Genomic DNA, 13,265 nt, shown 5'->3' on the forward strand with positions numbered 1-13,265 from the left:
AAAAATTATTAATTTTAGCTGTTATTTTTTAATTTTCATTTTTTTTCTTAAATTTGCAAAAAAGTTAGTTATTTTTTAACAATTTAATAATTCAATAGAGATGAATTACCAATTAGACGAAATCGATAAAAAAATCCTGGACTTTCTTGTAGAAAACACCAGAATGCCTTTTACCGAAATTGCAAAACAAATGGATGTTTCTGCAGGAACTATTCACGTTCGGGTAAAGAAAATGGAAGATGCTGGTATTATCCAAGGTTCTTCCTTAATTATAGACTACAGTAAATTAGATTATCATTTTACTGCATTCATCGGGATTTTGCTTACAAAATCAAACCGTACTCAAGATGTATTGAAAGAACTTTCTTCTATCCCTAACGTGGTTGAAGCAAGCGTAATTTCAGGTAAATACAACATTTTCTGTAAAGTGCGTGCACGTAATACAGATGATGCAAAACGTATTATCTATCAAATTGATGACATTCAAGATGTGATGCGCACTGAGAGTATGATTTCTATGGAAGAATACTTATCTGATAAAAACAGATTGATCAAAGCGATTTCTGTATAATCTATTTATCGACAAGAATCATATAAGAACTTTTGAGGGTAACTTCAAAAGTTCTTATTTTTATAGCATGGAAAACAAACCTATACCTTTCAAAGGAAGATCATTGGCTTTTACAGCTGCTTTGGTATTCACTTTCATCATTGCGACCTTTTCAATCAATATTGATTTTACAGAATTTAGTCAACGTAACGAGATTAATATTCCAACTTGGTATTTTTATTTGATTTTTTTAGTGGATTTAGTGATGATTGCTGGTTTAGTTCTCATCTACTTTTACCGTAAGATTGGGGTTTACGCCTTCCCTCTTGCCGTGTTCGTGCACTTCTTAGCTCACAACTATTATCTATCAAGCTTTTTATATTTCGATTTATTTTTACTATTTCTTTATTTTTGCTTGATTTTGGTAGCGGTAGTTCCTCGTTGGCCATTTTATAAATAATGAGTAAAGGACTTTTCACCATCGTGATGTTGGTTGTAGCCAACATTTTCATGACCATGGCGTGGTATGGACATCTTAAATTAGAGCAAATGGGCTGGTTAAAGAAAACCGGCATCTTTGCAATTATCATGTTAAGTTGGGGAATGGCGCTATTCGAATACATGTTCCAAGTTCCCGCAAATAAAGTCGGATTTCAGGGAAACGGAGGCCCATTTTCGTTGTTTCAGTTGAAGGTGATCCAAGAAGTCATTACGCTGATTATTTTTGTGCTATTCGCAAAATTTGCATTCAAAAACATGGAGCTTTCCATGAATCATTTTTACGCAGCCGTCTGTTTGATATTAGCCGTTTACTTCGTGTTTAAACAATAAAAAAAGCCATCTTTTCAGATGGCCTTTCTATTTTTTATACCTAAGGATTATTTTCCTAAGATTTTCTTTACAGCAGCTTTGACTGCGATAGAATCAATTCCGTATTTGTGCATCAATTCTTCTGGAGTTCCTGACTCGCCAAAGGTATCGTTTACCGCTACGAATTCTTGAGGCGTTGGTCTTTTTCTTGCCAACATTCCCGCAACCGATTCACCAAGACCACCAAGATAGTTATGCTCTTCCGCCGTAACAATTTTACCTGTTTTTTCTACAGATTTCAAAATAATCTCTTCATCCAAAGGCTTAATGGTGTGAATGTTAATCACCTCACAAGAAATCCCTTCTTTCTCCAATTCATCAGCCGCAACCAACGATTCCCAAACTAGATGACCTGTTGCAACGATCGTTACATCGGTCCCTTCTTGAAGCAAGATTCCTTTTCCAATTTCGAAAGGCATATCTTCAGGAATAAAAACGGGAACTACTGGACGTCCAAAACGTAAATAAACTGGACCTTCAAAATCAGCAATTGCTAATGTAGCCGCTTTGGTTTGGTTGAAGTCACACGTGTTAATTACCGTCATTCCTGGAAGCATTTTCATCAAACCGATATCTTCCAAAGTTTGGTGCGTTGCCCCATCTTCTCCTAAAGTAAGTCCCGCGTGAGAAGCACAGATTTTTACGTTTTTATCAGAATACGCAATCGATTGACGAATTTGATCGTAGACTCTCGCAGTTGAAAAGTTTGCGAAAGTTCCGGTGAAAGGAATTTTCCCATTAATCGTCAAACCAGCAGCAACACCCATCATATTAGCTTCTGCAATACCCATTTGGATAAAACGTTCTGGCGCTTTTTCAATGAATTTCTCCATTTTCAAAGAACCGATAAGGTCTGCACAAAGTGCCACAACATTCGGGTTTGTATCTGCTAATTCTGCCAATCCAGCTCCGAATCCGCTTCGTGTATCTTTCTTTTCAGTATACGTATATTTCATTTTGATATTTTTCTTTTTATTAGTCTAATTTATTTAAATATTTAAGTAGCTTATTACGATCTCCTTTGCTTAGGCTGTCCCATTGATTTAGGATATGAAGAATCTCGCGTCGCAGCTCATCAACCGTTACTTTTTTGTCCACAGAATTGTATGAAAGTTGGGTTATATACAAATCACAAACCTGTCCCATATAATTTCGTAAACTCGCTTCCAATTTTTTGTCATCCAATTTCGGAAGATCTTTTTCGAAGTTTTGACAATGCTTTGGAAGAATTCTCCAGATTTTAGAATCTTTTCCAAAACTTGAAATCGCAAAGGTTCCTTCACTTGCCGTTTTGAATGTTGATTCGTATTCTGGCAAATCATCAATTCCTTCCAAGAAACTTTCCATGGCAACTGCAGTAGCAACAGAATCGGCAACAGCGTAAGCAGAATCTACAATAGTAGAGTCTATTGCAGCTGCATTTAGTTGTTCTTTAACAACCTTTTGCATTTTCTCAACATACTTCTTTTCATCAATTAAATTCTGTTTGTTATTGAATTGAATTGATTCATTGGTATCCGAAATTTTGGTAAGAACAATATGTTCTTTTTTGTAGTCTTTCTCGGGTCCAAATTTCAAAATCGTCCCTGAAAAAGGAGTTACATACTGAACTTGATTTGGAAGTTGAAGTATGGTTTCGTACAACTTCGTATTGTCCATTTTCAAATCTTGAGAAAGACAAACAATGAAGTTTCCATCTCCACTTCGACTTTCATTCGTATTAACAAAAATTGGTTTCAACAAAAACTGGTCGCATGAATAACCCAAAATGGTTTCTTTTACATCCAAAGGAATTACAGAAATCTTTTGATTTTCCAACTCGCCTTCGCTATAAATCTCACGATACGAACCTGCATGTTCGGGTCTCAGCTTGTTTCCAATTCCATACGAAACCGAACTTGTTCCGTTTTGATCAAAAAACCAAACGGTTTTATAATTTTGGTTGACAGCGATTTCAGCAATGGATTCTTTCCCATTCGTGTACGAAGTAATTCCCAATTTAGAATCGGAAAATTCACTATGCGGCGTGCCTTTAAAATTCAATTCGTACTCCAGTTTTTTTGTAAACTGAACCGTATTGTTTTGCGCAAACGCCCCAATAGAACCTAAAACAACGAAGAAGATCGAAAGCTTTTTCATAGATTATTGATTAATAATCTGCTTTTTCATCCATTTCTAACTGCGAAAGCGCATTAGCTAGTTGATCTGCATTTGGTGCTTTACCATGCCAAGCATGCGTTCCCATCATAAAATCAACCCCATTACCCATTTCCGTATGAAGGATAATTGCTACAGGTTTTCCTTGTCCAGCCTCTTCTTTGGCTCTACCAAGAATTGCCACAACAGCATCCATATCGTTTCCGTTTTTCTCTTCTAAAACTCTCCATCCGAAAGCTTCTAATTTCGCATGAAGGTTTCCTAGAGAAAGAACATCATCAACATCACCATCAATCTGTCTGTTGTTGAAGTCAATTGTAGCGATTAAATTATCTACTTTATTGTGGGCAGCAAACATTAAAGCTTCCCAAATTTGTCCTTCTTGCAACTCGCCATCACCATGAAGCGTGTACACCATACTGGTATCACCATCCATTTTTTTAGCTAAAGCTGCACCAATTCCTACAGAAAGACCTTGTCCTAAAGACCCAGAAGCCATTCTGATTCCTGGCAACCCTTCATGTGTTGTTGGGTGACCTTGCAAACGAGAATCTAGTTTTCTGAAGGTTGCTAATTCTGAAACTGGAAAAAAGTCAAATCTTGCCAACGTCGAATAAAACACAGGGGAAATATGTCCGTTGGATAAAAAGAAAAGATCTTCTCCTTTCCCTTCCATAGTGAAGGGAAGTTTGTAGTTCATTACATTACCATAAAGTGCAACGAAATACTCTGTACACCCTAAACTACCTCCTGGATGTCCGGAATTCACCGCACTTACCATTCTTAAAATATCCCTTCTAACCTGCGTAGCTATTGACTTTAGCTCTCCGATTGATTTACTCATTCTTTTAGATTTATTTGCACACGAAAATACAATTTTTTTATGGGCTACAAAAACGAAAAGCCCAAAGAAATCTCTGAGCTTCATTTTGGTTTTTACACGAAATCAACTATATATCATTTACTTTTTAATAATAAGTTTTAATGATTTTTCAATGCCATTAGCACGAACTTTTACAATATAAATTCCGTCAAGAAGTGCATAATTGGTATATCTTACAACAACTCTATCTCCTAAAATCTGAGCATTTTTAGAAAGATCACCCATTAATTTTCCAGTAGAATTGTATAATAAAATTTCCATTGTACCTCCTGTAGGTTTCACAAATGTTAAATTAACTTCAAATCAAAATTTATTTTAACAAAGGAAAATCACCCTAATTCACTTTAAAATCAGCAACTTAACTTTAAAAAACCGATGAATAGAGCATTTATCAAAGTGAGAAAGTCTTTCCTTTTTGAAATTATTTTTTTTGAAACAAAAACACTTTAAAATCACAACTTTTCATAAAACTTAAATAAAACCCGTTAACTTTTTACCAAAAAGCCTAATAAATCTAAATAAATTGACCTGGCTGGAATTATTGTTGTTTCTAAAAAAGTGCAACCCAATACTAATTATTAAAATAGAACAACATGAAATTGATTAAAATTAAGAGCTCGAAACACCTTGTATTAGGAATGCTATTATTTGGTTCGGCAAGTTTTGTACAGGCGCAGGAAACAACAACGACAGAACAAGTACAAACGCAAACACAAACGACACCAGCGATTGAAGCGCTGAAAAAACAAGTAGAAGCAAATCCGAAGGATAATGAATCACTCGTGAAATTGGCCGCTGCTTATCAAGAAAACAAAGATTGGAAAAATGCCCTTGAAACTTGGAAAAAAGTGAATGTAGCACTTCCCGATTGGTCGCCCGCTTATTATAGCCAAGGATATGTATATCAATCGATGAAAGATATTCCAAATGCAACATTGGCTTATCAAAAATATATTGGTTTAGTGAAACCCGAAGAGTTAGAAACAAGCAAAAAGAACTTGGCTTACGCTCATTTTTTCATTGCGTACTCTCAATTTGAAACCAATAAGGATGAAGCTAAAAAGAATATTGCAAAATCCTTAGAATACGATTCTAGCAATCCGGAAGCTGTAAAGCTGAAAGAAGCTTTGGATAAGTAATAAACAAAAAAGTGCTAGAGTTTTCTAGCACTTTTTATTTTAATCATTTTTGATAAATACCTTTTTAATCACCGCAAAATCTTCGGTTTTCATTTTAGATGCCACTTGAAGCTTCTCAATAAACGAAGTTACTTCTTCTGGCGTTGCTGGTGAACCCAAATTATCCCCATTTTTATCAAAAGAGTCGGCTAAAACTTTACCGTCTGGAGCAAGTATCACCCAAAAAGGTAATCCCGCAGTCTCGCCTTTATATTTGTTCATCAACTCTTGACCGCCCGGATTTTCAAATTTCTTCTTCTCGCCTCTTTCCTGAACATCAACATAGGTTGTTACAAAACTAGATTCAAACATAGGTTTTGTTTCTGGAAGATTCATATTTTTATCCATCAACTTACACCAACCGCACCAAGATGCGTGAAACACCAATAGTACATTTTTATTTTCCTTTTTAGCCTGGTTCAAAGACGTATCCAATAACGTTTTCGCGTTCTCTTGTGCAAACATAAATTGCATTGCGAAAACCATAAGGAGCATCAAGATTTTCATTTTTTTCATTGTACTGTTTTTTAGCTCTATCGAAGTTATAAAAAAACAGTTGACTTTTAAAAGAAATTTTTATTCCTCCAACAGTCCCATATCCTTCGCTTTTTGAAGAAGTGAAACCGTTTTATTGACTGAGAATTTTGAAAATAAATTTTTTCTGTGGCTATCAACGGTTTGAGAAGTTACGAAGATTTTGTTAGCGATTTCAATGGAAGACAAGCCTTGAGATAATAACAAAAGAACTTCTTTTTCGCGTTTCGTGATGGGCGGAATTTCCTCCGACGTGTCTAAAGCTAATGAAGCCAACGCTTTTTGTGCGTCGTTTCCGAAATAAATTCCACCTTGATAAACTTGCTCGATGGCTTGCTCTATTTCAGTTACAGAAGCGCTTTTTACCAAATATCCCGACGCATTATTGCTCAACATTCTTACAATAAAACTTCGCTCATTGTTATTGCTAAATCCAATAATTTTAATTTCTGGAAATTTCTTTTTTATCTCAGCGCACAACGCAATTCCGCTCGTATCGGGAAGATTAATGTCGAGCAATAGAATATCGGTTTCTTGGCTTTCAATAATTTGCAGAAGTTCCGCTCCAGAACTAGCCGTAGCAATAACTTCCATATTCTTTTTCTGATCCAAAAAATTGCGCAAACCTTGCGTAATAATGGGATGATCGTCGCAAATTATGATTCGTATTTTAGGCATTTTTTGTGTTTTTTTGAATTAAATTTTCGCTTCAATATTAACCGTCGTTCCCGCGTTTGTGGACGAGTGAATATTCAATTTTCCGTTTAAAGCGTGCACTCTTTTTTCAATATTATTCAATCCTAAACCTCGAGAAGCTTTTTCTACATGAAATCCTTTTCCGTTATCTTCGATGTCGAGCAAAAGCAAATGATCTTCAAACGTGCATTGAACCAGTATTTTTGATGCTTCCGAATGTTTAACCGCGTTATTTACCGTTTCCTGAATAATATGAAAGATATGAATTTGCGTTTTCTGATCTGTAATTTGGTTCAAATTTTTTACATAGCAAGAAATGGTTCTCGAAGACGACGACATATTCTGACAAAAATCTTTGATAGCTTCCTCCAAACCAAACTTTTTCAACGTTTCGGGCGTGAGATTTCGGGCTGTATTTCGTAATTCCGAAAGGCAAATTTCCAATTGATTGGTCAAATTCTGTAAATCGGAATTATCGTTTTGCTGAGCTAAATTTTCAAGATGAATTTTGATTCCTGTAATTCGTCCACCAATTCCGTCGTGAAGGTCTTTTGCGATACGTTCACGCTCCATAATTTCGCCTTCATAAAGCGCCTGCTCTACTTCATTTTTTTGCTGTTGCTGTATGGTAAGTAACTTTTGGTCGTTGGATTTTTTACGTTGTTTTAATGCATAAAAGAAAAAAGAAATTACCACCAATAAAAGAATTACACTGATAATGCTGATAATTTTTTGCTGCTTGTTTTTGCTTTGTAAATGTTGTAACGATTTTTGTTGCTCTTTGGTTTTGAATTCCGATTCGAGATTAAAGATTTGAAGTTTTTCATTCTCTTTTTGAACGGTATCATTCAGCATTTGAAATTGCTCGTTGTACGAAAGCGCCGATTCAAAATTCCCGAGTGTTTTTTCAACATCCGAAAGTTCATTTAAAATCACCAATTTATTCAGTTTCCGTTGAGAAAATTTATTGTCTTGAAGTAAATTTTGCAAAACCGTTTTCGCTTCATTAAATTTTTTATCCGTTTTTAAAAGTCGATAATACTCATAACTCAACGTAAAATAATCATAATCCAAATTCATGCTTTTTGCAAAAGCAATCCCTTTCTGGATGGTAACATAGGCTTCTTTGGTGTTCCCTATCGCATTGTAGTATTTAGATTTTTGCTGGTATGCAACCACATTATACTGCGATTCTGGAATCCTCGCGAGATATAAATCTGCATTTTTCAATGCGTTGTTTACGGCTTTCAAATCTTTGGTTTCCAAATAGGTTCCAGCCATATTTAAATAAACCCAAGCCGCAGTTTCATCTTTATTATCAACGTTTTTTAAAGTTTCCAACGCTTTATTGTAGTAGGTAATCGCTTTTGGAAATTCACGATAATTATTAAAAATGAGTCCAACATCCACGAAATATCCTGCTAGAAGTTTTTTGTTGCCAGATTTTTCTGCAAAAGGAATGCATTTTTTCAAAGTAATATCAAGAAAATCGCCATGATCGTCTTTCATTTGCTGCAAAACAGCGTAATTATGCCATAATCGAGCTCGAAATTCGTAGGCTTTTGGAGTTTCAACATGCTTCAGTTTTTCATCTGCTTGTTTGTATAAATTTTGCGCTTTATCACCGTTATGATCGAAATAAACACCTCCTTTATAAAAAAGAGAAACTCCCTTCAAAAAATCATTATTTCCTACAAATTGATCTGCATTTTTAAGATGTTGAAACGCTTTTACCGTGTCGCGATACGACCAATAATCGGACAATTCCATCTGAGCTAACGCCTTTTCTTGATTGTTTTTAGTCATCTTAAAACGCAACTCCAAACTATCAGCAATTGATTTTTGCGAAAAACCCATCACAAAAAACGTGGTGAAAAAGAGAAGTAGAAATCGTTTTGAATTCATTATTTCAAGAAAAATTGTTTCGTAAAAATAGGAAGCTTTAAGGTAGTAAAAAACACCCGAAAATAAATTCCCTAAAAACAGGGAGAAAAAAATCAATCTTTATTAGGATTGTGGAAACGCTTTACTGAAACTACTTTTGGAATACAATCAACCCATAAAAAATTAACACGATGAATTTTACTAAAATTATTAAAGTCGTAAGCTTGTTCCTTATACTTGGTTTTGGACTTACCGCTTGTCAAAGTGATAGAGACGATAACGGTGGCGCATCTTCATCTGATCCCTTTATTGGAAATTGGAAATTACGAGTGCTTACCTATCAGGGTCAAAGCCAAGACGTGACCAATACCGCTTGCTGGAAAGAAACCACTCTTGTTGCCGATAAAACGAATGCAAAATTCACCTTGGTTGTTCCAACGGATGCGGGCGGCTGTCAAAACTCATCAGATTCGTACGAATGGATTAAAAAAGATGGCATCTATTATTATACAGAAAACGGGCAACAGCAACAACTTCCGATAAAACTATTGGATAATAATCAGACATTACAATTGACTTTGAGTTCTAATGGCTCTAGCATTGTTTTTTCGTTCAGAAAGTAAACTTTAAAAACCGAATGCAATGAAAAAAGTACAATTCATACTATGCGCACTTCTTTTGAGTACGGTTTCTTTACACGCGCAAAAGAAGAAAACGACTAAAAAAACTCCTCAAAAAGTTCAGTTTGGATTACGAGCTGGTGCCAACATTTCTAAAATCAATGGAGATGATAATTATTACATTTTCAGTAGTAAGTTTGGTTATTTTGGAGGTCTCGTTGCCAAATATCCTTTATCCAGAGAATTCGCATTGCAAGGTGAGGTTTATTATAATATGGTTGGATCAAAATCTAAAAATCAACCAGACAAAGAAGCCTTCAAGGTCAACAACAAAATTACTTATGTATCGGTTCCAATTTTGATTCAATACAAAATTTCTCCTGAATTCTATGTAGAAACAGGCCCTGAAATAGGCATTAATTTAAGTTCAAAAAATGAGAACTTAGATACTGGTGAGGTTTTCAACATGAAAGACTTCACTAAAACAACAACTTTCTTCTGGGGAATCGGTACGGGATATTACTTCAACGAAAATATAGCGGTTAATTTTAGAGCAAACATTGGAATTACAACGCCATTTGTAGAAGGTGGAGAAGGCGCAGTCGATCACTTTAGGATGAATAATTTCCAATTGGGATTAGTTTATTTATTTAAATAAGAAAAGATGAGAAAGCTACAATTATTCGTATGTGCTTTACTTCTGGGAACGCTCTCGGTAAACGCACAAAAGAAAAAAACGACTAAAAAACCTCCGCAAAAAATCCAATTTGGAATACGTGCAGGTGGAAACATTTCTAAAATCAGTGGGTACGATTACAATTATGTTTTTAGTAATAAAATTGCTTATTTTGGAGGGATCGTTGCAAAATATCCTTTGTCTAAAACATTTTCTTTACAAGGTGAAGCTTATTACAATTTGATTGGGTCAAAAGCTAAAAATCATGAAGGAAAACAGCCTTTCAAAGACAATGAGAATATAGATTACATCTCAATTCCGGTAATGGCTCAATATAAATTTTCTCCTACATTTTATGTCGAAACTGGTCCTGAAATCGGTATTAATTTAAGTGCAAAACATAAGGATTTAGAAACCGGCGAAATCGTTTTTAGGAAGACGGACACGAAAAATACTACTTTTTTTTGGGGAATTGGAGCCGGATATTTTCTTACGGAAAATCTTGCCGCAAATTTCAGAGCCAATATTGGTTTAACTACACCATTTTTCGAAACGGGAGTCGGAGCAGTTGATCATTTCAGAATGAATAATTTCCAATTGGGATTGGTTTATTTATTTTAAAAAGCACATTTAACATATTCATATCTAGAAAACACAAAGAATGAAAATGAGAATCCCTTCGCGTTATGCGAAGGGATTCGTTTTTTATTTTAAAGTTTTCAGGAAAAAGCCGTATCGGTTGAATATTAAGCTTTTATAGAGATAACCAAAGAAGTCAGGTAACGATTTAGTAACGGTGCTTATTGCTTTTCTTTTCAACGTGTTTCCTTTAGCTCAAAGCAAATATACAAAAAAATATTTTTGATGAGAGTAGAAACATTTTATATCAATTGGTTATAGGTTAAGAGGTCGAGTACTGGACATTATTTTCAATCCGATAAAACCTTAATCCTTTCCTACTTCATCAAGAATGTAATGAAAAATTTCATTACTAATATTATCTTTGTTATTAACAACAGCAACACTATGCCTTGCTCTTGTTAATGCGACATAAAGTTTTGAACGACTTGTTTCGGCTAATTCTGCATTATTGTCTTTTAGCCAATCAATAAATGGCTTTGTAGGATAAATAAGAACTCTATCAAATGATAGACCCTTGGCTTCGCCAAAATTCATAACCCTATAATTTTCATTAACCTTTGTTCTTTTGCTGTCTCGAAGTTGAAGTGGTAAAAATTTTTGTATATAACTTTCTACATCTTGTTCTTTGATAAAAAATACTCCGCTATGTTGTGTTGCGGTATTATTACCTGATGTAGTGGCTTGAAAGTTCGGGAACAATTTGTTTGACAAGTCGCAGATAGATTTATTACACCTATAATTTGTCATTAATGAAGTGTCATCTTTGGTTAGATTTTCAATTTGGTCTGTGAAAAAGTTTACAATATTTGCTTTCTTGAACTTTTTGTTTTTCGGAGCACTATTGGTTGAGTACGTTCCTTGTCTTGGATCGCCAACTAATTGAATCGTAGAACTACAATTAAAGAATAATTTAAGTAATTCTAAGTCGTAACCTGCCAAATCTTGAACCTCGTCAATAAAAATATGAGAATAAATTCTTGAAATTCGGTCAACTACATTTCCGTTAGATTTTTCATTACAACGGAATACAAATTTTGAAAGCTTGTCGGAATATATTTTTAGGGAATTGGAAAAATAATGCTTTTCAAAATCCTTTTCTTCTCCAAAATAAATTGGTTGTTTAAATTTCGTATATCCTTTAAGCCCTGACTGACTATTTACTAAAATGAGTCCTTTAATTTTCTTTTCAAATAGAACACCTTGAAACGGTCTAACTCCGTGTTGCAGCAAAAACGAAAACCAAGTTTGCACAGTAACATTTTCAGGAATGCATTTGTTTTTTTCAATGATTTTCTTTCTTATCTCTGCTTCATTAGCCTGTGTATATGTAGTGATAAGAACTTTACCCTCTTTTTGTTTCAGGGCTTCTTCTACCAAAAAAGTTGTTTTACCTGAACCTGCGGCAGCGATGGTTAGTCTATTATTTATTTGCTTTGATTGCATCTAAAATATATTGAGGAAAGTTAAACAGTTCTTGCGTTTCAAAAATTTTCAAAGCACATTCAGTTTTATTGGCTTTCATATACTTTTGCAAGTCATCATCACTTTTATAAGTTGTCCCAAATATTTTGTTGAATGCTTCACGGCTATTAGCTTTCAAAAATTTTGGTTCAAGTGTGTTGTAATTGAAATCTTGTATTACTCCTGTATCAACTTCTGAATCAAAACAGATTTCAATGTTTTGTTTGGCGTTGTCGCCTAAGTAATTTATATATTTGTTTTTAATAGCTTCAAGATTTCCGTCATTGTCAGTTACAACTGTAACTTTTGTTCCAATTTTTTCTGCTATTTCTAAAAACCTTAAAAACGAAGTACCGACAGAAATTACATCAACACCTTTTTCAATCGGAAGTTTTCCATCATTGTTAAGCATAAAAGCCTTTTGAACAACTAACTCGTCTGAATCGCCCTCAACCAAAATAGCTTTCTTACATAAAATCAAACGCAAAGTGTCGTACCCCGATAGCTTCTCGAAAAACTTGTAAGTGCCTGTTGAAAGTTCGTTTAACCGAACCGTTTTCTTGTCGTTCAACAAAATTAAATGTTCAAGTCCTAGTTTGTTTGCTACAAAACTGCTGTGGGTAGAAATCAAAATTTGTTTATCTCCGCTATCATTCTTTATATCGCTAATTAACTGATTTAGTTTAGAATAAGATAGATGATTTTCAGGCTCCTCCAATAAAATGATATTCGCTTCTTTTGCTTTTTTGTGTCCCAAAGCCAATTTAGTTTTCACTAAACATTGTTCGCCTTTTCCGATATAATGAAATGGAACATCCTCTAAATATGTCATCAAACTATTTTCCCACGCATTCTTTGATGACAACTCAACTGAAAGCTCAACTTTTTTGTCTGAAATTTTTGAAGCGGTTTTTATTTTCTCATTTATCTTTTTTATTGCTTCTTCGCCCATAAAAGATTCTTTCATTCTTCTGTGGGCTTGTGATATTTCTACAATTTCGTTTGATTCTAAAAACTCTTTTACAATTCTGGAAATGTAAATATCAGAACCATTTTGCAGTCTATTACTTGACGAATCAATCAAAGCCGATTTTATCGGAATTGTTCTTGGTGT

The 13,265-nt window shown here is 34.5% G+C and carries 16 protein-coding genes; 7 read left to right on the plus strand and 9 right to left on the minus strand.

The features are described 5' to 3' along the window. The first annotated feature begins 100 nt into the window (after positions 1-100). The 3 genes from AC5XHR_RS12730 to AC5XHR_RS12740 all read left to right on the plus strand — a co-directional run bounded on the left by AC5XHR_RS12730 (position 101) and on the right by AC5XHR_RS12740 (position 1,381). Positions 101-571, plus strand: coding sequence for an Lrp/AsnC family transcriptional regulator (locus tag AC5XHR_RS12730; protein ID WP_495951166.1), 471 nt, complete (start codon positions 101-103; stop codon positions 569-571). A 67-nt stretch (positions 572-638) separates the two neighbouring features. Beyond that, on the plus strand, positions 639-1,010 hold the full coding sequence (locus AC5XHR_RS12735; protein ID WP_495951167.1) for a hypothetical protein: 372 nt from the start codon (positions 639-641) through the stop codon (positions 1,008-1,010). Further along, positions 1,010-1,381, plus strand: a complete 372-nt coding sequence (locus AC5XHR_RS12740; protein ID WP_495951168.1) for a DMT family protein — start codon at positions 1,010-1,012, stop codon at positions 1,379-1,381. Before AC5XHR_RS12735 ends, AC5XHR_RS12740 begins: the two co-directional genes overlap by 1 nt. A gap of 47 nt (positions 1,382-1,428) precedes the next feature. On the opposite strand, the gene AC5XHR_RS12745 is transcribed toward AC5XHR_RS12740, so the two are convergent. From AC5XHR_RS12745 to AC5XHR_RS12760, 4 genes are all read right to left on the minus strand, one after another. Further along, positions 1,429-2,376 (minus strand): transketolase family protein, encoded by a 948-nt coding sequence (locus AC5XHR_RS12745; RefSeq protein ID WP_495951169.1) that lies wholly within the window; start codon positions 2,374-2,376, stop codon positions 1,429-1,431. A 19-nt stretch (positions 2,377-2,395) separates the two neighbouring features. Further along, on the minus strand, positions 2,396-3,559 hold the full coding sequence (locus AC5XHR_RS12750; protein ID WP_495951170.1) for a hypothetical protein: 1,164 nt from the start codon (positions 3,557-3,559) through the stop codon (positions 2,396-2,398). Between the two features lie 10 nt (positions 3,560-3,569). After that, complete coding sequence (locus AC5XHR_RS12755) at positions 3,570-4,421, minus strand: transketolase (RefSeq protein ID WP_495951171.1); 852 nt, start codon at positions 4,419-4,421, stop codon at positions 3,570-3,572. Positions 4,422-4,538: 117 nt separating this feature from the next. Next, positions 4,539-4,742, minus strand: coding sequence for a T9SS type A sorting domain-containing protein (locus tag AC5XHR_RS12760; protein ID WP_495951172.1), 204 nt, complete (start codon positions 4,740-4,742; stop codon positions 4,539-4,541). A gap of 311 nt (positions 4,743-5,053) precedes the next feature. Here AC5XHR_RS12760 and AC5XHR_RS12765 point away from each other — a divergent pair, with 311 nt between their 5' ends. Beyond that, entirely contained in the window at positions 5,054-5,599 is a 546-nt protein-coding gene (locus AC5XHR_RS12765; RefSeq protein ID WP_495951173.1) for a tetratricopeptide repeat protein, read from the plus strand. A gap of 39 nt (positions 5,600-5,638) precedes the next feature. Here AC5XHR_RS12765 and AC5XHR_RS12770 read toward each other — a convergent pair whose 3' ends face one another. Genes AC5XHR_RS12770 through AC5XHR_RS12780 form a run of 3 tightly spaced genes read right to left on the minus strand, consistent with a single transcriptional unit; the run spans position 5,639 to position 8,773 of the window. Next, a complete protein-coding gene (locus AC5XHR_RS12770) occupies positions 5,639-6,154 on the minus strand; it encodes a thioredoxin fold domain-containing protein (RefSeq protein ID WP_495951174.1) in 516 nt (171 codons plus the stop codon). A gap of 60 nt (positions 6,155-6,214) precedes the next feature. Continuing rightward, the gene (locus AC5XHR_RS12775; RefSeq protein WP_495951175.1) at positions 6,215-6,850 is read right to left on the minus strand and encodes a response regulator; all 636 of its coding nucleotides are present in this window, start codon (positions 6,848-6,850) and stop codon (positions 6,215-6,217) included. 18 nt (positions 6,851-6,868) lie between these two features. Continuing rightward, positions 6,869-8,773 (minus strand): tetratricopeptide repeat-containing sensor histidine kinase, encoded by a 1,905-nt coding sequence (locus tag AC5XHR_RS12780; RefSeq protein ID WP_495951176.1) that lies wholly within the window; start codon positions 8,771-8,773, stop codon positions 6,869-6,871. 170 nt (positions 8,774-8,943) lie between these two features. Between AC5XHR_RS12780 and AC5XHR_RS12785 the strand changes: the two genes are divergently transcribed. From AC5XHR_RS12785 to AC5XHR_RS12795, 3 genes are read left to right on the plus strand one after another with little or no spacing between them, the layout of a single operon-like run. Next, positions 8,944-9,375: a hypothetical protein gene (locus AC5XHR_RS12785; protein ID WP_495951177.1), complete on the plus strand. Its 432-nt coding sequence runs from the start codon at positions 8,944-8,946 to the stop codon at positions 9,373-9,375. A gap of 19 nt (positions 9,376-9,394) precedes the next feature. After that, complete coding sequence (locus AC5XHR_RS12790) at positions 9,395-10,030, plus strand: porin family protein (RefSeq protein WP_495951178.1); 636 nt, start codon at positions 9,395-9,397, stop codon at positions 10,028-10,030. Positions 10,031-10,036: 6 nt separating this feature from the next. Then, positions 10,037-10,669 (plus strand): porin family protein, encoded by a 633-nt coding sequence (locus tag AC5XHR_RS12795; protein ID WP_495951179.1) that lies wholly within the window; start codon positions 10,037-10,039, stop codon positions 10,667-10,669. A 324-nt stretch (positions 10,670-10,993) separates the two neighbouring features. Here AC5XHR_RS12795 and AC5XHR_RS12800 read toward each other — a convergent pair whose 3' ends face one another. Both AC5XHR_RS12800 and AC5XHR_RS12805 read right to left on the minus strand, forming a co-directional pair. Next, the gene (locus AC5XHR_RS12800; protein WP_495951180.1) at positions 10,994-12,133 is read right to left on the minus strand and encodes a UvrD-helicase domain-containing protein; all 1,140 of its coding nucleotides are present in this window, start codon (positions 12,131-12,133) and stop codon (positions 10,994-10,996) included. Next, positions 12,111-13,235 (minus strand): ATP-dependent nuclease, encoded by a 1,125-nt coding sequence (locus tag AC5XHR_RS12805; protein WP_495951181.1) that lies wholly within the window; start codon positions 13,233-13,235, stop codon positions 12,111-12,113. Before AC5XHR_RS12805 ends, AC5XHR_RS12800 begins: the two co-directional genes overlap by 23 nt. Positions 13,236-13,265 lie beyond the last annotated feature (30 nt).

The organism is Kaistella sp. CFF1-2 (genome assembly GCF_059509915.1).